Origin of the sequence: Streptomyces sp. NPDC046716, assembly GCF_040645755.1 — a bacterium.
Taxonomy (GTDB): Bacteria; Actinomycetota; Actinomycetes; order Streptomycetales; family Streptomycetaceae; genus Streptomyces.
The window spans coordinates 18,913-40,389 of record NZ_JBEYYU010000072.1; the positions used below are offsets into that span (position 1 = coordinate 18,913).

The 21,477-nt window shown below is 72.1% G+C and carries 20 protein-coding genes and 1 pseudogene; 10 read left to right on the top strand and 11 right to left on the bottom strand.

From position 1 onward, the window contains the following. The first annotated feature begins 51 nt into the window (after window positions 1-51). Entirely contained in the window at window positions 52-2,067 is a 2,016-nt protein-coding gene (locus ABZ930_RS35570; protein ID WP_361557613.1) for an NADPH-dependent 2,4-dienoyl-CoA reductase, read from the top strand. Between the two features lie 97 nt (window positions 2,068-2,164). Further along, entirely contained in the window at window positions 2,165-2,719 is a 555-nt protein-coding gene (locus ABZ930_RS35575) for a PadR family transcriptional regulator (RefSeq protein WP_361557616.1), read from the top strand. 51 nt (window positions 2,720-2,770) lie between these two features. On the opposite strand, the gene ABZ930_RS35580 is transcribed toward ABZ930_RS35575, so the two are convergent. After that, window positions 2,771-3,262, bottom strand: a complete 492-nt coding sequence (locus ABZ930_RS35580; RefSeq protein WP_361557619.1) for a hypothetical protein — start codon at window positions 3,260-3,262, stop codon at window positions 2,771-2,773. Between the two features lie 161 nt (window positions 3,263-3,423). Further along, complete coding sequence (locus ABZ930_RS35585; protein WP_361557622.1) at window positions 3,424-4,416, bottom strand: fibronectin type III domain-containing protein; 993 nt, start codon at window positions 4,414-4,416, stop codon at window positions 3,424-3,426. 218 nt (window positions 4,417-4,634) lie between these two features. Between ABZ930_RS35585 and ABZ930_RS35590 the strand changes: the two genes are divergently transcribed. Next, the gene (locus ABZ930_RS35590) at window positions 4,635-5,351 is read left to right on the top strand and encodes a glycoside hydrolase family 75 protein (protein ID WP_361557625.1); all 717 of its coding nucleotides are present in this window, start codon (window positions 4,635-4,637) and stop codon (window positions 5,349-5,351) included. A gap of 14 nt (window positions 5,352-5,365) precedes the next feature. Here the strand turns inward: ABZ930_RS35590 and ABZ930_RS35595 are convergent, their stop codons facing one another. The 4 genes from ABZ930_RS35595 to ABZ930_RS35610 all read right to left on the bottom strand — a co-directional run bounded on the left by ABZ930_RS35595 (window position 5,366) and on the right by ABZ930_RS35610 (window position 11,311). Beyond that, on the bottom strand, window positions 5,366-5,779 hold the full coding sequence (locus ABZ930_RS35595; RefSeq protein ID WP_361557628.1) for a PTS fructose transporter subunit IIA: 414 nt from the start codon (window positions 5,777-5,779) through the stop codon (window positions 5,366-5,368). Then, window positions 5,776-6,387 (bottom strand): dihydroxyacetone kinase subunit DhaL, encoded by a 612-nt coding sequence (gene dhaL, locus ABZ930_RS35600; protein ID WP_361557631.1) that lies wholly within the window; start codon window positions 6,385-6,387, stop codon window positions 5,776-5,778. The genes ABZ930_RS35595 and dhaL overlap by 4 nt, the downstream gene beginning before the upstream one ends. A gap of 47 nt (window positions 6,388-6,434) precedes the next feature. After that, on the bottom strand, window positions 6,435-7,427 hold the full coding sequence (gene dhaK / locus ABZ930_RS35605) for a dihydroxyacetone kinase subunit DhaK (protein WP_361557634.1): 993 nt from the start codon (window positions 7,425-7,427) through the stop codon (window positions 6,435-6,437). A 320-nt stretch (window positions 7,428-7,747) separates the two neighbouring features. Further along, window positions 7,748-11,311 (bottom strand): BTAD domain-containing putative transcriptional regulator, encoded by a 3,564-nt coding sequence (locus ABZ930_RS35610; RefSeq protein ID WP_361557637.1) that lies wholly within the window; start codon window positions 11,309-11,311, stop codon window positions 7,748-7,750. A gap of 401 nt (window positions 11,312-11,712) precedes the next feature. On the opposite strand from ABZ930_RS35610, the gene ABZ930_RS35615 reads away from it, so the two are divergent. Both ABZ930_RS35615 and ABZ930_RS35620 read left to right on the top strand, forming a co-directional pair. Beyond that, window positions 11,713-12,969: an MFS transporter gene (locus ABZ930_RS35615; RefSeq protein WP_361557640.1), complete on the top strand. Its 1,257-nt coding sequence runs from the start codon at window positions 11,713-11,715 to the stop codon at window positions 12,967-12,969. Window positions 12,970-13,132: 163 nt separating this feature from the next. Then, window positions 13,133-13,420: a hypothetical protein gene (locus tag ABZ930_RS35620; RefSeq protein ID WP_361557642.1), complete on the top strand. Its 288-nt coding sequence runs from the start codon at window positions 13,133-13,135 to the stop codon at window positions 13,418-13,420. Between the two features lie 39 nt (window positions 13,421-13,459). Here ABZ930_RS35620 and ABZ930_RS35625 read toward each other — a convergent pair whose 3' ends face one another. Further along, the gene (locus tag ABZ930_RS35625; RefSeq protein ID WP_361557645.1) at window positions 13,460-13,603 is read right to left on the bottom strand and encodes a hypothetical protein; all 144 of its coding nucleotides are present in this window, start codon (window positions 13,601-13,603) and stop codon (window positions 13,460-13,462) included. A gap of 382 nt (window positions 13,604-13,985) precedes the next feature. Beyond that, window positions 13,986-14,408, bottom strand: coding sequence for a fumarylacetoacetate hydrolase family protein (locus ABZ930_RS35630; RefSeq protein ID WP_361557671.1), 423 nt, complete (start codon window positions 14,406-14,408; stop codon window positions 13,986-13,988). A 480-nt stretch (window positions 14,409-14,888) separates the two neighbouring features. Between ABZ930_RS35630 and ABZ930_RS35635 the strand changes: the two genes are divergently transcribed. The 4 genes from ABZ930_RS35635 (at window position 14,889) to ABZ930_RS35650 (ending at window position 18,384) form a co-directional block, all read left to right on the top strand. Further along, entirely contained in the window at window positions 14,889-15,641 is a 753-nt protein-coding gene (locus tag ABZ930_RS35635; protein ID WP_361557648.1) for a serine hydrolase, read from the top strand. Window positions 15,642-15,700: 59 nt separating this feature from the next. After that, window positions 15,701-16,627, top strand: coding sequence for a hypothetical protein (locus tag ABZ930_RS35640; protein WP_361557650.1), 927 nt, complete (start codon window positions 15,701-15,703; stop codon window positions 16,625-16,627). A gap of 332 nt (window positions 16,628-16,959) precedes the next feature. Continuing rightward, window positions 16,960-17,628, top strand: coding sequence for an HAD family phosphatase (locus tag ABZ930_RS35645; protein WP_361557653.1), 669 nt, complete (start codon window positions 16,960-16,962; stop codon window positions 17,626-17,628). Further along, entirely contained in the window at window positions 17,629-18,384 is a 756-nt protein-coding gene (locus ABZ930_RS35650; protein WP_361557656.1) for a glucose 1-dehydrogenase, read from the top strand. 76 nt (window positions 18,385-18,460) lie between these two features. Here the strand turns inward: ABZ930_RS35650 and ABZ930_RS35655 are convergent, their stop codons facing one another. From ABZ930_RS35655 to ABZ930_RS35665, 3 genes are all read right to left on the bottom strand, one after another. Then, the gene (locus tag ABZ930_RS35655; RefSeq protein WP_361557659.1) at window positions 18,461-19,621 is read right to left on the bottom strand and encodes an LLM class flavin-dependent oxidoreductase; all 1,161 of its coding nucleotides are present in this window, start codon (window positions 19,619-19,621) and stop codon (window positions 18,461-18,463) included. Window positions 19,622-19,674: 53 nt separating this feature from the next. Next, window positions 19,675-20,280, bottom strand: coding sequence for an AAA family ATPase (locus ABZ930_RS35660; RefSeq protein WP_361557662.1), 606 nt, complete (start codon window positions 20,278-20,280; stop codon window positions 19,675-19,677). A gap of 64 nt (window positions 20,281-20,344) precedes the next feature. Continuing rightward, window positions 20,345-21,046, bottom strand: coding sequence for an AAA family ATPase (locus ABZ930_RS35665; protein ID WP_361557665.1), 702 nt, complete (start codon window positions 21,044-21,046; stop codon window positions 20,345-20,347). Window positions 21,047-21,382: 336 nt separating this feature from the next. Here ABZ930_RS35665 and ABZ930_RS35670 point away from each other — a divergent pair. Beyond that, window positions 21,383-21,477, top strand: a pseudogene (locus tag ABZ930_RS35670) (phosphoglyceromutase); the annotation flags it as partial.

Sequence of the window (21,477 nt, forward strand, 5' to 3'; positions counted from 1 at the left end):
TGCCGGCGTCGTCTACAACAGGTACGACGTTCGCCGCGCACGGAGGGCCCCATGAGCCGCTACCCCCACCTTCTCGCCCCGCTCGACCTGGGCTTCACCACCCTGCCCAACCGCGTCCTGATGGGCTCGATGCACGTGGGTCTGGAGGAGGCGGAGAACGGCTTCGCGAGGATGGCCGAGTTCTACGCGACCCGCGCCCGGGGCGGTGTCGGCCTCATGGTCACGGGCGGCATCGCCCCGAACGAGGCGGGCCGCCCGTGGGCCGGCGGTGCCAAGCTGACCACCGAGGAAGAGGCCGCCCAGCACCGCGAGGTCACCGACGCGGTGCACGCCGCCGGGGGCAGGATCGCGATGCAGATCCTGCACTTCGGCCGCTACGCGTACCACGAGGACCTGGTCGCGCCGAGCCCGATCCAGGCCCCCATCAGCCCGTTCGTCCCGAACGAACTGAGCGACGCCGACGTCGAGCAGACCATCGAGGACTTCGCGCGCACCGCCGAGCTCGCCAGGTCGGCCGGGTACGACGGCGTCGAGATCATGGGCTCCGAGGGCTACCTCATCAACGAGTTCATCGTCGCCCACACCAACCAGCGCACCGACCGCTGGGGCGGCAGTTACGAGAACCGCACCCGCTTCCCCGTCGAGATCGTGAAGCGGGTCCGCGAGCGCGTCGGCGACGACTTCATCCTCATCTACCGCCTCTCCATGCTGGACCTGGTCCCCGGCGGCTCCACCCACGAAGAGGTCGTGCGGCTCGCCAAGGAGATCGAGGCGGCCGGCGCCACCATCATCAACACCGGCATCGGCTGGCACGAGGCCCGCATCCCGACCATCGCGACCTCCGTGCCGCGCGGCGCCTACACCTGGGTCACCAAGAAGCTCATGGGCGCGGTGTCCGTCCCCCTCGTCACCACGAACCGCATCAACACCCCGGAACTGGCCGAGGAGTTGCTCGCCGACGGCGCCGCCGACATGGTCTCGCTGGCCCGCCCGATGCTCGCCGACCCGGACTTCGTGAACAAGGCGGCCGCCGACCGCTCCGACACCATCAACACCTGCATCGGCTGCAACCAGGCCTGCCTCGACCACACCTTCAGCGGCAAGATCACCTCCTGCCTCGTCAACCCGCGCGCCTGCCACGAGACCGAGCTCGTCCTCTCGCCGACCCGCACGAAGAAGCGCGTCGCCGTCGTCGGCGCCGGTCCCGCCGGTCTGGCCTGCGCGGTCTCCGCCGCCGAACGCGGACACGAGGTGACGCTCTTCGACGCCGCCGCCGAGATCGGCGGCCAGCTCAATGTCGCCCGCAAGGTCCCCGGCAAGGAGGAGTTCGACGAGACGCTGCGCTACTTCCGTACCCAGCTCGACCTGCGCGACGTGGACGTACGCCTCGGCACCCGGGTCGGCGCCGACGGCCTCGACGGGTACGACGAGGTCGTCGTCGCCACCGGCGTCAGCCCGCGCACCCCGGTCATCGAGGGCGTCGACCACCCCAGCGTGGTCGGCTACCTCGACGTACTGCGCAGGGGAGCGCCCGTCGGCGACCGCGTGGCCGTCATCGGCGCGGGCGGCATCGGGTTCGACGTCGCCGAGTACCTCACCGACGGCGGCGAACAGGCGAGCCAGGACCCGGCCACCTACTTCCGCCAGTGGGGCGTCGACATGGACTACGCCGACCGGGGCGGCCTCACGAAGCCCGAGCGGCCCACCCCGCCGCGCCAGGTCCACCTCGTCCAGCGCAAGACCTCCAAGGTCGGCGCGGGCCTCGGCAAGACCACCGGCTGGATCCACCGCACCGAGCTGCGCCACCGGGGCGTCACGATGGTCGCGGGCGCCACCTACGACCTGATCGACGACGCCGGCCTGCACATCACCGTCGACGGCGAGCAGTCCCTGATCCCCGTCGACACGGTCGTGCTGTGCGCGGGACAGGAGCCCCTGCGGTCCCTGTACGACGACCTGGTGGCCGCGGGACGCACCCCGCACCTCATCGGCGGCGCCGACGTCGCCGCCGAGCTGGACGCCAAGCGCGCCATCAAGCAGGGCACCGAGGTCGCCGCGGCCCTCTGAGCCACGCCCCGACCCCCTGAACCGGGTGGTCACGTGGCCGGGCCCGCCGGCCGCGTGACCACCCCTCCGCCCGAGAGACCCGCTCTAGGCTTACGCCATGTCACTGCCGCACGCGATCCTCACGGCCCTCCTGGAGAAGCCGTCGTCCGGCCTCGAACTGACCCGCAGGTTCGACCGGTCCATCGGCTACTTCTGGTCGGCGACGCACCAGCAGATCTACCGGGAGCTGGGCAAGCTGGAGCGCGACGGGCTGATCCGCGCCCTGCCGGCCCAGGCACCGGCGCGCGGCCAGAAGAAGGAGTACGAGGTCCTGCCGGACGGGCGGGCCGAACTGGAGCGCTGGACCGCGGCGCCCCAGGACCCCAAGCCGATGCGGGACCCCCTGCTGCTGCGCCTGCGTTCCGCCGCGGTCGTCGGCACGTCCGGTGTCGACGCCGAACTCCACCGCCATCTCGACCTGCACCGGCGGCAGTTGGCCACCTATGAGGAGATCGACCGACGGGACTTCCCGCCGGAGAAGGACTCCGAGGCGGACCGGCTGCGGCACGCGGTGCTCCGGGCCGGCATCGACCTGGAGACGTTCTGGGTCCGCTGGCTCGAACGCACGCTGAGCGAACTCGAAGCGCCGGAACCGAAGGCCTCGGAGGACTGAACGCGCGAAGGCCGCCGCCCGGACCCCGGGCGGCGGCCTTCCCGCATCGGCTCAGGCGCGGCGGCGCCGCAGGTACCAGACGCCACCGGCCACGGCGGCGGCCACCAGGGTGCCGCCCGCGGCGTACGTCAGCGTGCCGTAGTCCTCGGACGCCCCGCCGAGGCCGCCCCGGACGCCGCCCAGCGGGCTGGACGTCGCCGAGATCGTCGGGCTCGCCGAGACGGTCACCGACTGGGTGCCCGCCGTCGAGTGGTCCGCGCAGACGACCACGACCGTGTAGGTACCGGAGGCGACGCCGGTCCAGGTGGCGCTCCCCGAGGTGAGCGCCGTCTGCCGGCCCTGGGCGAAGTCGGCCTGGCCGGCGGCCAGGAGCGAACCGTTGCCGCCGTTCGTGCAGGCCGTGGTGGTGGCCGTCACCGTGGAACCGTCGGCGGTGACCGAGACTCCCGAGGCGTGCGCCGCGGGGGCGGCCAGCGCCAGCGGCAGCGCGGCCGCGGCCGCGACGGTGAGTCCGGAGCGAGCGATGGTCGACGTGATGCGCATGCTGTCTGCCCTCCGGCGGCACGGGAGGCGGTACGTCCCGTGCCCCGCCCGAGTCGGCAAAGCCCGTGCTGCCTGACGCTCAGCCAAAGTCCCGGCCGACGCGGGCGCATGCGGACCGGGGCCGGGCAGGTGACATGTTCCGTCGTCCGGCCCAGCCGCGCCTACTGACGACCGGTCACCGTCCGCTCCGGCGAGAACGCGCCCCAGGTCCCGTCCGGCAACTGCGCCCGGATCTTCACCCGGTGCCGGGCGTCGCCGCCGTCACCTGTGTAGAAGCTGTACTTCGCCGCTCCCTTGGGCGCGCTGTCGCCCCAGACGACCGTGGTGGCCTGCTTCCCGTCCAGGTACACCTGGTACGCCGGCACGTCGCCGCCGGTGCGCGGCGCTGTCCAGGTCAGATCGATGTACGAGGCGCCGTCCGAGCGGCGCAGGGCCGCCCGGAAGTCGGCGGGCGCGGTGCCGGCCCCCTCGTCCTCGCCCCGCGCGGTCGTCAGCCGCACCTTCTCGCTCGCGGGGGAGGTGTTGTCGGCGGCGTCCCGCGCCCGCACCGAGAAGGTGTACGCGGTGCCCGGCCGCATCCCCGTCAGCAGGGCCTCGGTCCGGGTCCCCGGCACGCTGTGGATCTTCGTCGTGCCCTGGTAGACGTCGTACGAGACGACGCCCTTGTCGTCGTGCGCCTTCCGCCACGACAGCGACACCGAGCGCGCCCCGTCCGCCTCCCCGCGCAGACCGGTCGGCCTGGACGGCGCGGAACGGTCCGCGGCGACGGCGGCCGGGGTCGTCACGGTGACCCGGCGGCTCGCCGGGCCCGGCTCCCCGTCCTTGTCGCGGGCCCGCACGGTGAACACGTACCGCGTCTTCGGCCGCAGCCCGGTGACGTCGACCATCTGCTGGGTCGCGGGCAACTGCTTCACCCGTACCTTGCCCCGGTAGACCTCGTAGCCCTCGACGCCGGCGGTGCTCGTCGGCCGGTTCCACATGACGTGCACGGAGGTGGCGCTGCCCGCCTGCGCGGTGACGCCGAGCGGCTCCGAAAGGGCCGGGCCGTCCGCGCCGTCGCCGGAGGACAGCAGCCCGCAGCCGGAGAGGACCGTCAACAGGGCGGTGGCGCAGGCCGCTCGGGGGAGCAGCGGGCGTGGGGGGACACGTCGCACGGGATGCCTTCCGCTCGGCGGGGCCGAATTGGTACAGACCTCAGACCTGTATGGCATGGGTGACGGGTCCTCATCAAGAGGGGGTGCGTGCCCGTCCGGCCCACCAGCGGTGGACGCGGCCGCGTGGCCACCCCACATTGGACGGGTATGTCCCCCGGTCGTCCCGGCCGGCCCAGACGTTCCCGTCTCGTGCTCCGTCCCCGACCGAAGGCTTCCGCGTGCACCCTCGATCCCTGGCCCTCGCCGCCGTCTGCGGCGCCGCTCTCCTCGCCCCGGCCGCGCTGCCCCCGGCGGCCGCCGAGCCGAACACCCGTCAGGAACCGGACGTGGCCGCGCCGTCCACCCGCGAGGGAGGCGTGAGCGCCACCGCGCTGCGCGCCGCCGTGCGCGGCTGCCCGCAGATCTCGCGCGGCCGCTACCGCAGCGACGACGGAGCCCGCGCGAACATCCCGGTGTGCGGCCGGCGCGGCGCCGTGTACTGGAAGGCCGATCTCGACGTCGACTGCGACGGCCGCCCCGGCCGTCACTGCAACCGCCGTACCGATCCGCTGTTCCTGAACACGACGGCGTACCAGCAGTCCGACGGACGGCAGTTGAGCGCGGAACGGCTTCCCTACGTGGTCGTCCCCGGCGCGAGCCGCATCTGGAAGCCGGCACGCTCCGGCATCCGGGGCGGGACGGTCGCCGCGCTCGTCCACCGCGACAAGGTGCTGTACGCCGTCGTCGGCGACACCGGCCCGACCGACCTCATCGGCGAGGCCTCCTACGCGGCCGCCCGCGGCCTCGGCATCAATCCCGACCCGGTGCGGGGCGGCACCGCCGACGAGGTCACGTACATCCTCTTCCCCGGTACGACCGCCCGGCCCATCGAGAGCCGTCGCGCGGCGGCGACGGCGGGACGGGCGGCGGCCGGAAAGCTGGTGGCGGCCCCCTGAGGGGCCGTCCTCCCTCACTCCTTGCGGTACGTGTACGCCTCGGAGGCCGCGGCCACCACCGCGTCCAGATCGGCGCCGGCCGACGCGGAGACGACGGCGGCGACCGCGCCCTCCACGAACGGGGCGTCCACGAGCCGTGTCCCGTCCGGGAGTTCGTCCCCCTCGGCGAGCAGGGACTTCACGGTGAGCACCGCGCTGCCGAGGTCCACCAGGACGGCGACGCCCGCGCCCCGGTCGACCGACGCCGCGGCCGCCGAGATCAGCTCGGAGCTGGTGCCGAGCCCGCCGTCCTCGGTGCCGCCCGCCGCGGCCACCGGCGCGAGGGCGCCGCCACCGGCGAGCCCCGCCGCGAGCCGGGTCACCGACTCGGCGACCTCCCGGCTGTGCGAGACGAGCACGATGCCGACGGCCTTGTCCGGGGCGTTCACGCGGCGCCCCCTTCGGCCGTGTCGGCGAGCGCGCCGATCAGCAGCGCCGACGACGTGGCACCGGGATCCTGATGCCCGATGCTGCGCGGGCCCAGATAGCTGGCCCGGCCCTTGCGGGCCTGCAAGGGCGTCGTCGCCTCCGCCCCGTGCCCGGCCGCGGCCCGGGCCGCCGCGAAGTCTCCGCCGTCCAGCGCGTCCACGGCCGGGACCAGCGCGTCGAGCATGGTCTTGTCGCCCGGCGCGGCTCCGCCGAGCGCCGCCACCGCGTCCACTCCGGCCCGCAGCGCCGCCGCGAGATCGGCCTCGCTCACCTCGGCGGCGTCGCCGAGCGCCTTGCCGGTGCGGCGCAGCAGCGTCCCGTACAGCGGACCGGACGCGCCGCCCACCTTGGAGATCAGCTGCCGCCCCGCGAGGGTGAGCACGCCGCCCGGCGTGTCCGGGGGCTCCTGCTCCAGGATCTGCGAGACCGCGGCGAAACCGCGCTGCAGATTGCTGCCGTGGTCGGCGTCACCGATCGCCGAGTCGAGTTCGGTGAGCCGGGCCGCGTCATGGTCCACGGCCACCGCGGTCGCGAACATCCAGCGCCGGAAGAAGTCGGCGTCGAGCACTTGGTCTCCTTGCCTGGTAGGTGCGTTGACGAACTCGGGCCGGGCTGTCACCTGCCCCAGCGCAGCCCCGCCGTGCTGACCGGCGCGTCCCACAGCCGCAGCAGCTCCTCGTCCATCTCGCAGAGCGTGACGGACGCGCCGGCCATGTCGAGCGAGGTGACGTAGTTCCCGACGAGGGTGCGGGCGACCGGCACCCCGCGATCGCCGAGCACCCGCTGCACCTCGGCGTTGAACCCGTACAGCTCGAGCAGCGGGGTGGCGCCCATGCCGTTGACGAGCACCAGGACCGGGCTGCTCGGGTTCAGGTCCTCCAGCACGGCGTTCACCGCGAACTCGGCGATCTCCCCGGACGTCATCATGGGGCGCCGCTCACGCCCCGGCTCGCCGTGGATGCCGATCCCCAACTCCAGCTCGCCGGACGGCAGATCGAAGGTGGGCGCACCCTTGGCGGGGGTGCTGCACGCGCCGAGCGCGACCCCGAAGCTCCGCGACCGCTCATTGACCAGCCGCGCCACCGCCTCGACCCGCTCCAGCGGCTGCCCCTCCTCGGCGGCGGCGCCCGCGATCTTCTCCACGAACAGGGTGGCCCCGGTGCCGCGCCGTCCGGCGGTGTACAGGCTGTCGGTCACCGCGACGTCGTCGTTCACCAGGACCTTGGCGATCTGGATGCCCTCGTCCTCGGCGAGCTCGGCGGCCATGTCGAAGTTGAGCACGTCGCCGGTGTAGTTCTTCACGATGAACAGCACCCCGGCGCCACTGTCCACGGCGGCCGCCGCCCGCACCATCTGGTCCGGCACCGGCGAGGTGAACACCTCACCCGGACAGGCCGCCGACAGCATCCCGGGCCCGACGAACCCGCCGTGCAGCGGCTCGTGCCCCGAACCCCCACCGGACACCAGCGCCACCTGCCCGGCGACCGGCGCGTCCCGGCGCAGGATCACCCGGTTGTCGACGTCGACGACCAGATCGGGATGGGCCGAGGCCATTCCGCGCAAGGCATCGTCGACGACGGTCTCGGCCACGTTGATCAACATCTTCACTGGTTCCTCCGAGTGACGTTGGCAGACAGTTCCCTGTCCTGCATGTTGCCTGGTCGGATTGGGTGTGACTAGTTCTGGATCGTGGCGGTCCCTGTCGGTCGACGGAGTGGTGGGGCGGGGCAGATGCCGACCTGAGGCCGAGTTCGCTGACGCTGTCTCAGCTGGTGCCGGTCGGTGTCTGCCGCTCCCTCGCCAGTATCGGTCTTGTAGTTGTTTCGAGCACCCGCCGAGGCTCGCGCGGTGTGGCACCGCGAGGGTGCGACAGGTGGCGGAAGCGAGCTGCGGCCGCCGGTTCGGCCGGCGCGCGGGGTGCCGTCGCCTCAGGAAACGCACGGCCGAGGAGTGATTTCGTCCGATCGGCGCGAGTCGCCCGGGCGGGCGTGCAGGACGGCCTGGTCCGGTGAGAGCGTCGTGCCGCGCGCGTACGCCTCGGTGAACGCGGACGCGCCGAGCGTGGTGCGGGCCGCGGCCGTGATCCGGTCGACGTCCGCGCGTTCGGCGGGCGGCAGCGGCGCCCCGGCCCGGCCGCGCGCGGCGGCGGCCGCGCCCAGCAGGAGAGCCGCCCCGGACGCGCCCGTAGCCGTGCGGGAAAGGGCCGCCGCGCCCGCGAGGCCCTCCAGCGACAGCGCCAGGGCGCGGGGCTCGGCGAGCACGCGGGCGATCCGCAGTCCTTCCTCGTGGTGCGCCGCGGCGGCGTGGGCGTCGGCCCGCAGTTCGGCGACGAAGCCCAGCTCGGCCAGGAGGAGGTGATCACCCGCCCGCGACGACACCTCGGCGTGGCCGTCGCGGATGCGCAGCAGACGTGCCTCGGCCCCGTCGAGGTCCCCGGAGCGGCGCGCGCCCAGCGCGAGGCCCATCTCGGCGTGGATCTCCCCGTACTTGTACCCCTGCTCGACGGCGATCCGGCGCGCCTGCTCGTGCAGATCGCGGGCGCGGTCCCAGGCGCCCGCGAGCAGCGCCAGACGGCCGAGCCCCGACAGCCGGGCGGACACCTCGGCCTCCAGGCCCAACTCCCGCGCCATCCGCAGCCCTTCGTGCTGACGCCGCTCGGCCTCCGCGTAGGCGCCCTTGATCTCGGCGAGCGCGGCGAGCGGCGAGACGGTCTGCAACTCGCCCCACTGGTCGCCCAGTTCGTGGAAGATCCGGGCGCTGCGCGAACCGTCGCGCCCCAGTCCGGCGAGGTCGCCCCGGACCAGCGCCAGCGTCGCACGCAGCCCGAGTGTCGCGGCGGTGCCCCACTCGTCCCGAGCGGCGGTGAACAGCGCCAGGGCGTGGTCGTTCAGCTCCTCGGCCGCGCCCGCGTCGCCCGCGCTGAACAGGCCGTACGCGCACAGCCACAGCGCGCGGGCCCGGCGCACCGTGTCGGGGACGGCCTCGCCGTCAACGGCGAACCGGCCGCCCGTCGGCGCCGTGGCGTCGACTGTCCCGCGGTCTCCGGTCAGCAGCGCGAACGCGGAGCGCAGCAGGCCGAGTTCGGCGTACCCGGGTACGCCGGGAGATGCCGCCGGTATCGAGCCCAGGCTCCGGCGGGCCTCGGTGAGCCTGCCCCGCAGCAGCCACCACCAGGCCAGGGCGGTGGCCAGCCGGACCGCATCCCCGGGCTCGCCCGCCTCCGCGCGACGCACCGCCTCGTCCAGCGCCGCCCGGAGGTTGCCCGCTTCGGCGTCCAGCCGGGCGAGCCACGACCGCTGCCCGGCGCCGCGCAACCGCGGCTCCGCCCGCTCGGCCAGGTTCCGGTAGTGGCGCAGATGCCGGTCCCGTACGGCGGTGAGGTCCTCCGTCTCCTGCAGCCGCTCGGCGGCGTACGCGGCGACGGATTCCAGCAGCCGGTAGCGGGGCCCGGCCGGACCGTCCACCACGACCACCAGGGACCGGTCGACCAGCCGGGTGACCAGGTCCGGTATCTCCTCCCGGCCCACGCCGTCCCCCGCGCAGACCGCCTCGGCCGCCTCCAGGTCGCAGCCGTCGCGGTGCGCGGCCAGGCGGCGCAGCACGATGCGCTCGGGCGCGCCGAGCAACTCCCAGCTCCAGTCGATCATCGCCCGCAGCGTCTGCTGGCGGGCGGGGGCGCCGCGCCGCCCGAACGTCAGCACCCGGAAACGGTCGTGCAGTCGTGCCGCCAACTCCCGTACGCCCAGGGCCCGTACGCGAGTCGCGGCGAGTTCCAGGGCGAGCGGGATGCCGTCGAGGCGACGGCAGATCTCGGCGACGGCCTGCCGGCCGGGCTCGTCCAGGGCATCGAGGGAGCGCGGGAAGCCGGGGGCCGCCGATGCCGCCCGCTCCATGAACAGCCGCACGGCGTCGTCGGGCGACAGCGGCTCCACGAGGAACACCGTCTCGCCCGGCAGCCCGAGCGGCTCCTGCCCGGTGGCCAGGACCCGCAGGCCGGGGGCGGTGCGCAGGAGGAGCTCGGCGAGTTCGGCGGCGGCGTCGACCACGTGCTCGCAGTTGTCCAGGACGAGCAGGGTACGGCGGTCCCGCAGCACGGCGGCGAGGCGGTGCGGCAGCGACGGGGTGGCGCTGCCGGTGCCGGGCAGCGGAGTGGGGCCGTCGTCCCGGATGCCCAGGGTGGTGGCGACGACCTGGGCCAGATCGGCGGCGGTGCCCGCGCCGATGCCGGAGAACTCCACGAGCCATACGGAGTCCGCCGGTCGGCCGGACCGGGCGGCGCCGTCCCGCTCGGCGGCGGCCGCCGCCACGGCCAGCCGGGTCTTGCCGACGCCGCCGGGGCCGGTGAGCGTCACCAGTCGTGAACCCCCCAACGCCAGGGAGAGACGGGCGAGGGCGTCGCGGCGGCCGATGAGGGGGGTGAGGGAGGCAGGGAGAGGGGAGGGTGCGGCGGGGCCGATGGCAGGTGCGGCTCCCACGACCTCGGCATCCGCGGCGTTGGGCTCCTGGACAGCGCGGGCGGCTCTGTCCGCGCCCGCCGAGCCCGCCCCCTCCGTGACGCCGGTGTCCGCCCGAGCCCCGGCCGAATTGAGGGCCCCGCCAGCCCCGGAGGTCCGGGCGACTTCCGTGGCGCCAGCTCCCTCCGACGGCCTCACCGTCCCGGCCGGGCCCGCGGCACCCGCCGCGCCCTGAGCCTCCGCGACCTCCGCCGCCCCAGCGGCCCCCGCCGTACCTGCCGCGCCGGAAGTGCCCGTCCCCGCGCTCAGCCGTGTGTCCTGGCGGAGTATCGCGCCGTGCAGGGCGGCGAGTTCGGGGCTCGGGTCGACGCCCAGTTCGTCGGCGAGGCGGGTGCGCAGGTCGGCGTAGGACGCGAGGGCCTCGCTCTGGCGGCCCGCCGCGTACAGGGCCCGCATCTGGAGTGCCCGCAGCCGTTCCCGCAGCGGATACCGGGCGACCGGATCGGCGAGTTCACCGGCGAGGAGCGTCTGCTCGCCCGCCTCCAGACGGGCCTCGGCCTGCGCCTCCAGCGCCGACAACCGGTGCTCCGTGAGGCGCTGCGCGGGACCCCGTACGAACGACTCGTCGGCGAAGTCGGCGTACGCGGGCCCCCGCCACAGCTCCAGCGCCTCGGTGAGCAGCGCGGCCCGGGCGCGGGGATCCCCGACACCGTGGGCCCGCGTCAGCAGGGAGTGGAACCGTGCGGCGTCCACCTCGTCGCCGCCGTCGAGCCGCAGCCGGTAGCCCGGAGGCTGCCGCAGCACCCGCTCCCGGCCGAGAACCCGGCGCAGTTGGGAGACCTTGGCCTGGAGAGCGCCCGCAGGGCGGCCGGGAGGCGCGTCGCCCCACAGGTCGTCGATGAGCCGGTCGGCGGAGACCGGTGCCCCGTCGTGCGCGAGCAGGTCCGCGAGCAGCGCCCGGACCTTGGCTTCGGGGACCTTGATCTCCCGCCCCTCGCCGTCCCACACCACCAGTGGCCCGAGCACCCCAAACCGCATGGGCGCCACCGTACCCGCCGGGCAACCGGCCGCTGACACCACGATGCCCCCGGAGTGACCGGCCCGAAGGTTTTCCGAAGGTTCCCCGAAGCGCCCGGACGCAGAGTCGCTCCGTGGGCGGCACCCACGCACCGGCGAGGACGGGCACCCCGCGTCGACGCCGGGCGCCGCACCGCTGCCCCCGACGGGCCGTCTCGGCGGCGCCGAGGAGGTCGCCCGCGCCGCGCACTGTCTCGCCACCGCCGCCACCTTCACCACGGGCGCCCGCCGCCACGTCGACGGTGGCCCGGCCGCCCCGCGAACCGCCCACCACCGTCCGGACGCCCATCGGCGCCGCCACCCGTCCCCGCCTCCGCACCGAGGCCCCACCTCCGGCATCCGGAAGACCTGGAGCACATCCCATGAGCACCGCATCGGACACGGCACCCGACCCGGCGGCGGCACCGGCCGACGAGAGCGGGGCGGGCGGGCCGAAACTCCCGCTGTCCGCCCTGCTGGCCCTCGCCACCGCCGTCTTCATCACCAGCCTCACCGAGACCCTGCCGGCCGGACTGCTGCCCGCGATGAGCCGGGACATCGGGGTGAGCGAGTCCGCCATCGGCCAGACCGTCACCGTCTACGCCCTGGGCACCGCCCTGACCGCGCTCCCGCTCACCGCCGCCACCTCAAGCCGGCGGCGCAAGAAGCTGCTGCTCGCCGCCGTGGGCGGCTTCGCCGTCGCCAACACCGTGACGGCCGTGTCGTCCGTCTACGGGCTGACCATGGTGGCGCGGTTCGTCGCCGGAGTCGCGGCGGGCCTGGCCTGGGCCCTGCTCGCCGGCTACGCGCGGCGCCTGGCCCCCGTGCACCTCCAGGGCAAGGCCATGGCCATCGCCATGGCGGGCATCCCCGTCGCCCTCTCCCTGGGCGTACCCGCCGGCACCTTCCTCGGCGACTGGCTCGGCTGGCGTACGGCGTTCCTGTCCATGACGGCGCTCACGGTCGTCCTGCTCGGGTGGATCGTGGCGGCCGTACCGGACTTCCCCGGACAGGCGCGCGCCGAACGGTCCCGGCTGCTGCCCGTCCTGCGCGTCCCCGGCGTCACCCCGGTCCTCTTCGTCACGCTCGTCTTCGTCCTCGCCCACACCATCCTGTACGCGTACATCGCCACCTACCTCGACGACATCGGCCTGGGCGGCAGCACGGGCCTGGTGCTGCTCGCCTTCGGCGGGGCCTCGCTGGCGAGCATCTGGATCGTCGGCGCGCAGATCAACCGCCGACTGCGCGGACTGACCGTCGGCGGCGCCGTGCTCGTCGCCGTTGCGGCCGCGATGCTGGCCGCCCTGTCCGACAGCACCGCCCTCGTCTACGTCGCGGTGGTCCTGTGGGGCCTGGGCTGGGGCGGTGTGCCGACGCTGCTCCAGACGGCCGTGGGCGACGCCGGCGGCGACCACGCCGACTCGGCCCAGGCCATGCTCGTCACCCTCTGGAACGTCGCCATGGCCGGCGGCGGCATCCTCGGCGGCATCCTGCTGGACGCGCTGGGCAGCCAGTCGTTCCCCTGGACGGTGCTGCTGCTCCTCCTGCCGGTGATCGCGGTCGTCCTGCACGCCCGCAGCGCGGGGTTCCCGGCGCACCGGCCGGTGGCTCCGACGGAGGGAGCGCCACCGGCCCCCTGACCCCCGAAGGCGACCGACGGCTAGCAAGCTGCTGCGACCGTCCGGGAGCCGCTTTGACCGGAATGAACACCTCGTGAAGTGAGACCGGCGGGACTGTGCGGCGGACGGCGGGCGCGTGCACGCTCGGCGGACCACCGCCGGCGTTCCATCCCCGCGCATCGGGTTGGTCCCGACCGCGAACGCCACCCACACCGAGCCCTTCCACCTGACCATCGGCATCGCCACCCTCGACCACGCCGGCCGGGGCCGGGCCAGCCGGCGCCCGCAGACCGCGTCCCGCGCGGCCGATGCCGACCTCTGCCGCCGTATCAGGCCTCGGCTCACCGACGAGGACGTCACCGACCCGGAGCGGATCGCCGCGCGGCTGCGCGACCTGTTCGCCGACGCCACCGGCGTGGTGGAGGCGGTGCGGCGGCTCTGGGACAGCTGGGGACGACGCCGAGATACGTGACGCGCCGACCGGCCGCTTCCTCGACCGCGACAAGGTCCATCACATCGACTTCCAGGGCCGGTACTTCAGCGTCAAGGGCCTGTCGATCACCCCGCGCAGCCCCCAGGGCCAGCCGCCCGTGATCAGCCTCGCCCACGCCTCCACGCCGTACGAGTTCGCCGTCGCCGCCTCCGACGTCGTCACCGTCACCCCGCACGATCGGGCGGGCGTGGCGGCGATCCTCGCCCACGAGGACGCGACGATCCGGCAGTTCCCGCGACCCCGCCGAGAGCCCGCTGCAGAGCTTCGCCGACCTCCTCGTCCTCCTCGACGAGCGGGGCGGGGCCGAACTCCGCTCCGACGCCGAGATATTCACCGGGACCCCGGGCGAACTGGCCGACCTGCTGCGCGATTGGCGCGCCGCCGGACTGGACGGCTTCCGGCTCCGTGAGGCCGTCCTGCCGCACGTTCTCACGGCGGTCACCCGCGGCCTGGTACCCGAGCCTCGGCGCCGCGGTGCCTTCCGCACCGCGTAGGACAGGGCCACTCTCCGCGGCCACCTGCGCCTGCCGCGCCCCGCCAGCCGCTACGCGAAGGCGGGGTGACCGAGCGATGGGGATTGTCCCGGGGCAGCCGGATGGATCGGTCGGATGAAGTGCCGTGTCAGCGTGGCCCGAACAGGGACTACGCAGCCGTCCGAGACCGGCGATCTCGATCTGGACGGTGCGCCGAGGAGGATGACATCGCCGGGTGCCGGGGTGAACCAACGTGAGCAGTAGGCGATGAGTTCGGCGACGCTGAAGATCCTCGATCTCGTGCTGCCTTCTTGTGCAAGCGTGCCGGTGCACCAGGTGCGGATGGTGATGTCCTTGGGATCGTCGATCTCGTCGCCGCTTCCCCACTGCCCCTCCGCGTTTCGTCCGGTGAGGCGCGGTGCACCGTCTTGCCGATGACGACGCCGCTCTCTGCCCCGGTTTCCAGCAGTCGGTGGAGGTGGACGCTGCCGCAGAGTACGACAACATGTTGCTCGCCTTCGGTGCCAGTGCTCCTCCCTGAGACGATGTGAAAACGACTGCCTGGGGCGGGCTCGTCACCGGCACTCAGCGCGAGCCACCGATGGGCCGATCCTGTTGTTCGTGCGATACAGGTGGAGGATGCCTGCGTCGTCGCGGGCCGGCCCGGCTCACCTCGACGACCGTGCGTTCCGCGTCCCGAGGACCGACGTCGTCCGTGACCAGGCGATGGAGTTCGGGCCACTCCCGGGCGTCCCGATGGCCTCCGAACCGAGGGCGAACCGGTGTGGTCGGCACCGCCCGCTGAAATGAGGTCCACAGGTCCTCCGGCGGGAAGCGCAGCAGTCGTCACCTCAGGCTGCCGCAAGGTCACGCCAACCGAGGTGGCGTCTAAGGGGAGGGCGGCACAGTACGTGGACGTCCTACTCAGGTTCGCTCTATTCTTGAATCTTCGACGGGGCTACTCGGGGGCGGGTATGGACGCAGCACATCCAGTCGATCTTTTCGTGCGCGAGGATCCCGGACGGGCTGTCGTCCTGAGGTCCCTGCGCGGCGGCGACTTTCGGGTAGACCGCAATGCCGACGTGGAATTCCCGGCGGCCAGCTTGATGAAAGTTCCCCTGGCCATCACGGCACTCGAACAGCTTGACGCCGAACGGCCCGTCAGGCGGGCGCACATCGGATCGACTGACTATCCGTCCCTGCTCGATATCTTCACGGCGAATCACCAGTTCACCCTGCGCGAATTGTGCTCGCTCATGCTGTCCACCAGTGACAATCCGATCGCTGCGTATCTGACGGAGCTGGTGGGCATGGCCGCGGTGACCCGTACCGCTCACCGGATCGGGGCGACGCACACGCAGATGCGCGTAGGTTTTACCGACGCCGAACTGGGCGCGCCCGCCCGGGACAGCGTCACGACGGCCAGTGACATGGCTATCATCCTCCGCCATGTGGCCGAGCGGAAGGGCCTGCACAGCATGGTCCATGCCATGCGCAACAGCATGCGCAATTTCCGCCTGCCGTTGCGCTTACCCGATGAACTGCATGTGGCGCACAAAACTGGCAGCCTCCGTGGGCTTGCGCACGATGCGGGCGTTCTTTTCGGCCGCGACACCGATTTGGTTGCCGTCTTTCTCACCCAGGAGCAGCCGGACACGGCACTGGTCGGCATCGAAATCGGCGACTGCATCGCGGGCGTCTGGCGGCGCCTCGGTGAAGCCGTCTAGCCGGCCGGCGGCATCGGATGAGCGACCAACGACGCCTCATCACCGAGGTGCGACGCACGGTGCGCACCTACAACCTGCTGGTCTTCGTCATGGGGGCGATCGCGCTCGTCCTGTCGGTCAATCGTGCGCACGAGGACGTTCTGGTCAAGACTCTGGAGGTGGTGGGCAGCACCCTGGTCTCAGCAGCTCTGGTGAGTTTCATCTTCGGCCAGATCACGGTCCGGGACACGACTTTGCAGGTGGACCAGGCCATCGATGACGCGCTCAGGGAAGTCCTCGAACCGATCCGGGAGAATCTCTTCGCCGGCGCGCTCGCCCGATACCGGTGGGACTGCCATCTCGACGCGCCAGAAGCGGATGGCTACGCTGTGCAGGCCATGCGCGTCTCATATCAGGTTCATGAGTTGCCGCGCGAAATTCGCTTCATCTGCGTCTCGTCCCTGACGGACGAGTCCTTCACCCGTCTCGCCGGAGATGATCGGTATGTCTTCCGCTGGCAGGTCGACGAAGGACTCACCCCCGACGATCCTGACTGCTTCCGCATTGGGCACGTCCGCGTGGACGGCCAGCTACTCAACGCGCCGGGTCCCCGCCCGACCACACTGCACGGCTCCCGCGCCGTTGAATACCGCTATCCCGTCTCTGAACCACGCCGCCACCACGGATTCCATTCGGTGGAGTTCAGCGTCACCGCGAAGAAATACTTGGGAGTTGATCGGGAGATTCGAGTTCAGGCCTATGTGTTCCGCCCGGTTCTGGACGCCGAGTACCGTCTCACCGTCGGAGAGTCAATCCATGCTCAGATCATCAACACACAGGTGTCGGGGCTCAGCCGCCTAGGATCAGGTGGCATGGCACACCATGGGCAGACCTATCCGAACTCATTCGGCCAGGTCGCCGCCCACGCCATTTTCACCACGCCGTTGCAGACCGGCAGCAGCGTGGTGTTCAGCATCGACCGGGGAAACCCTGGTCCCACCCCTTGAAACACGGATACCTGACAGCTTCCAGGCCCCTGGGCTGAGGCGGCCCGTCGTGCTGCCCAGAGGGCCATCGGTTCCGAGGCCGCAGGCAGCAGTTGGTCGTTCCTGCGTAAGCCGGACGTCAGGACGTGGGTCCCTGTGTGGGGGCACCCCGCTGTGCGCGCTCGAGCGGTGGGGAGCTGTAGACACGCATGGCTGGGACTCCATAACATAAAGAACGTTCTGATTGTTGGGTGTGCCCCCTGTGCGTCCCGGGGTTCGGGGCGTCGTCGCGTGGGCTTCCGTCGAGAGAGGCGTGAATGACGAACGCGCTTGGTTTTGCCCGCTTGCGCCTGGTGGCGTTGAACATTGACGGTGTTCTGCTCAACGACACCTTCAGTCCTGTCATCCACCGCTACATCACCGGCCACGGTGCCGCCTACACGGCCGACGTGGAGCGCACCGTCTTCTCCCAGCCCCAGAAGATCGCGGGGGAGCGGATGGCAGCGGTCCTGGGAGGCGGGCTGACCGGCCCGCAGGCTCTGGCCGCGTACTTCCGGGAACGGGAGGAGTACCTGCGGGAGCATCCGGTCACCGTCCAGCCCGGGGCCGTCGAACTGCTGACGCGGCTGCGTGCGAAAGGGCTGCTGACCGTCTGTTACGGAGGCCTGGACAAGAGCCACTTCGACCGGTTCCTCGGTGAGCACGCCGCCCTGTTCGACGGGCCGGGATACGTCTGCACCGATGCCATCCGTCCCGGACTCCGGGAGATCGCCACCGACGTCTTCTCGCTCGGGCACGACCAGGCCCTGTTCGTGGACGACGTGGCGCGGGTGGCGGAGGCCGCGCGCGCGGACGGCTTCCCGTTCATAGGGTTCCCCACGTCGTTCGAGCACAGTTTCCAGGCGCACCTGATGAAGGAGGCCGGTGTGCGTCACCTGATCCGGTCCCTGGACGACATCGACGAGGACCTGCTGCGCACCGTCGACGAAGAGGCGACCACCGGCACGCTCTGGGGGAACTGAATGCTGAACGGCAAGGTCGTGATGATCACGGGCGCTTCCAGCGGCATAGGCGCCGCGGCGGCCGAACTGTTCGCCGCTCAGGGAGCGTCCGTCGTACTGATGGCACGCCGCAAGGACCGGCTGGCCGAACTGGCCGGGCGGATCCGCGCGGACGGCGGCCGGGCGCTGGACGTGACCGGGGACGTCTGCCGCGAGGAGGACGTGGAACGCGCGGTGCGCGAGGCGGTGGAGGAGTTCGGCAGGCTCGACGCGGCGTTCAACAACGCGGGCTTCGCCACGGCCGGCGTCCCGCTGCACGAGATCGGCGCCGACGTCTACGACCGCACGATGGACGTGAACGTGCGCGGCGTCTGGAACTGTCTCGTGCGGCAGATCCCGGCGATGCTGGCGGGCGGCGGTGGCGCGGTGGTCAACACCTCCAGCGTCGCCGGTGTGGCCGCCACCGGCGCCTCCGCCGCGTACGTCGCCGCCAAGCACGCGGTCATCGGCATGACCAAGGCCGCGGCGGCCGACTACGGACGACAGGGGGTGCGGGTCAACGCGCTGGTCGTCGGGGCCACAAGGACCGAGATGATGCAGCAGGTCATCACGGAACACCCGAGCCTGGAGGGCGACTTCATGGCGGAGTCGGTGCAGCACAGAATGGCGGACCCGGTCGAGATCGCCCGAGCCGCCGCCTGGCTCTGCAGCGACCAGTCCTCCTTCGTCACGGGTGCCGCCGTACCGGTCGACGGCGGTGCCACGGCCACGGCCTGACCGGCACGTGCGCGACAGGCCCTCGTGGCTCCGGCCCGGGCGGGGATCCCGCCCGGGCCGGTGACCGGTGCGCGGTCTAGGAGTGGATGGACCGTCCCTCGCGTTCGGCCCGCTCACGCCTGGCCTGCGTGTGCGGGAAGACGTGCCGGTTGTCGACGCTCCACCGGATCGACTCGTCGCCCCGTGCGGTGCTGCCCGAGAAGTGGGGCGCCACCTGCTCGGCGAGGAGCTCGTAGCTCCGCTTCGTCTTCTCGAACGAGGCCCAGTTCATGGCGTAGACGAGGAACGTGCCGAAGCCGCCCGTCTCCTCCTGGAGGCGCTGGATGGCGGCCGCCGCGTCGTCGACGGAACCCACGATCGCCAGGCCCTGCTCCACGCCCGCCTCGAGCTCCTGGGAGCGCTTGACCCCCTCCATGCTCGTGGCGACGTCGAACCCCGCGGCCTTGCCCCAGTAGTCCCAGAGCCACGTGGAGAAGCCCTCGCGGGCGTCGCGGTAGGCCTCCTCGCGGGTCTCGGCGATGTACAGCGGAGCCACCACGCGCCACTTGGCGCGGTCCATCGTGTTGCCGTGCTCCTCGGCCGACTCCTCCGCGTAGCGCCACTGCTGCGCGAGGTCGACGGCCGGCGCGCCGGGCGGGGGCGCGCCCCACGAGACCAGGCTCAGGCCGAACTGGCCCGCGACCTTTGGGCTGTTGGCCGACCCGATGCTGGAGATCGCCATCTCGATGCCCGGCTTGCTGTAGCGGGGCAGCTGCATCTTGGCGTCCTGCAGCACGAACCAGTCGCTCTTGGCGCTGACCCGCTCCTCGCCGTTCACCAGCTCGCGGACCGCGGGGATCGCCTCACTGGCCATCCGCTTGAGCTCGTCCTGATCGACACCGAACTGGTGGGCGTCGTTGGGCGTCGCCCCCGGTCCCACACCGAGGATGTAGCGGCCGCGCGACAGGTGGTCGAGCATGATCGCCCGGCTCGCGACGTTGTACGGGTGGTGGAAGGGCAGCGGGACGACGCCGTTGGCCAGCTTGATCTGGCGGGTCCGCTCGGCGGCGGCCGCGATGAAGGTCTCCGGCGCGCCGATCGTCGGCCAGGCGAGGGAGTGGTGCTCGCCGAACCAGCACTCGTCGTAGTTCAACTCATCGAGGTGCTCCACCAGTTGCAGATCGCGGCGGATGGTCAGGTGCGGGTCCTGGCCGGGCGCGTGCAGCGGTGAGAGGAACGCTCCGATTCCGGTGTGCAAGGTGTCTCCTCGGCTTGGCGGGGGCGATCAGGGCGGTACGGGATCGTGGAGCGTCAGGCGGAGCCGGACACACCGGGGATGGCGAGGATCTTGTCCAGCCGCTCCTCGAAGGTTCCGGTCACGATGTGCACGGGGATGTCGAGCGTCTTGAGGATGTCGAGCATCAGCTCGTCCGACAGCGTGCGGAAGCTCTCGCTGATCGGGTCGACGCCCTGCGGCAGCGGGAACTCGACGGGGCAGTGGACGAACACGTCGTAGCCGGTGCGGGCGTGCTCCTTGGCGAGCAGGCCCAGCTGGTCCACGACCTCCTCGAACAGCCGGGTGCGCGGTTCGCGGACCGCGTCGGCCAGGGTGTCGGTCGGCTCGGGGAAGCGGCCGACGGCCAGGCGGACCTTGCTGTACACCCACTCGTGCAGCACGGAACCGTCCGACAGGAAGCCCTCGGGGTGGGCGGCCTCCTCGACGGCCCGCTCGGTGAAGCGGCGGACGGCGAGCTGGACCAGCTCGGGCTCGTTCGTCTCCTCCAGCGCCTTGGGCGTGCCGCCGGCGGGGTCGCGCATGGCGCTGCCGTGGGAGCGATCGAGGCCGAGCTTCTTGGACAGTTCGGTGGTGAGCGTCGTCTTGCCGTTGCCGTACGCGCCGACGAAAGCGATGCGCATGTGGGTACCTCTCGTAGGTCGAAGCTGAATCCGAAGTCGAAGTCGTGGCCGGGGGGGGTGGGCGTCAGGCGGCGTCGGCCATGCGCTCCAGCTCGTTGCGGGTGTCGAGCTGCGCGTACTCCTCCTCGGCCCGGGCGATGGCCTGCTCGACGGTCATCACCTGCGGGAAGCCGAAGATCTCGACGATCCGCGCCAGCCGCTCGGGGATCGTGCCGCCGACGATGTGGACCGGGATCTCCAGCTCTTCCAGGGTCTCCAGGAGCAGCTGCTCGGCGAGCTGGCGGAAGCGCTCGTTCACCGGGCGGTGCCCGTCCTCGACGATCGGGAACTCGATGGGCAGGTGGACGAAGGCGTCGTAGTTGCTCTTGGTGTGCTGCTTCGCCGGTATCGCGATCTGCTTCATGACCTCGGCGTAGAAGCGGACGTCGTCCGGCATCTCGACGTTGTCGAGGTCCACGGACTCGTTCGGGTTGATGCCGACCTTGACCCGGACGTTGGCGTACGACCACTCGTGCAGGGCCGAGCCGTCGGAGATGTAGCCGTTCGGCAGGTGGCTCTCGGCGACCGCGCGGCCCTGGATCCGGCGGGTGATCAGCATGATCAGCTCGGCGCCGTTGCACTCCTCGAGCGTCTTCCCCGGGAGGGAGATGGGCAGCAGCTCGCGCATGGTGGGAGCCGAGGTGCGCGGGATCCCGGTCAGGTGGGCGATCGCCATGCTGGTGATCGTCTTGCCGACGGAGTAGGTGCCGGAGATGGACAGGTTCACTGATGCTCCCGTTGGAGTCGTGAGGGGCGTGACGAGGAAGGTGGCGTGGGCCGGGGGGCGTGGGACGGGTCGTCCGTGCGCTGGACGGTGCCCGGACGTCCGGTCCGCCGGCGTGGGCGGGTGAACACGGTGCGGGGCACTGCGTGTTCGGCCCTCGCGGCCTACGTGAGAAGCATGGCAACGGCCCGCGGAGGTGCCCAGACTCCCGATTCAACAGTGTTGGCGGGCCAGCCGTCGCGCACACCATTGCCCCCACCAACAGCATCCCGGGCAAGGGGAGTCGGACGGATGACGGGTGCGGCGGGGTGTGACACGCGGCGGTCCGTGACACACACAGCCGACATCGCGGGCCTCAACATCCCGACGGGCATCCCGCTGGCCTACGAACTGGACGCCGACTTCAAGCCGGTGAAGCCGGGCGGCACGTACCT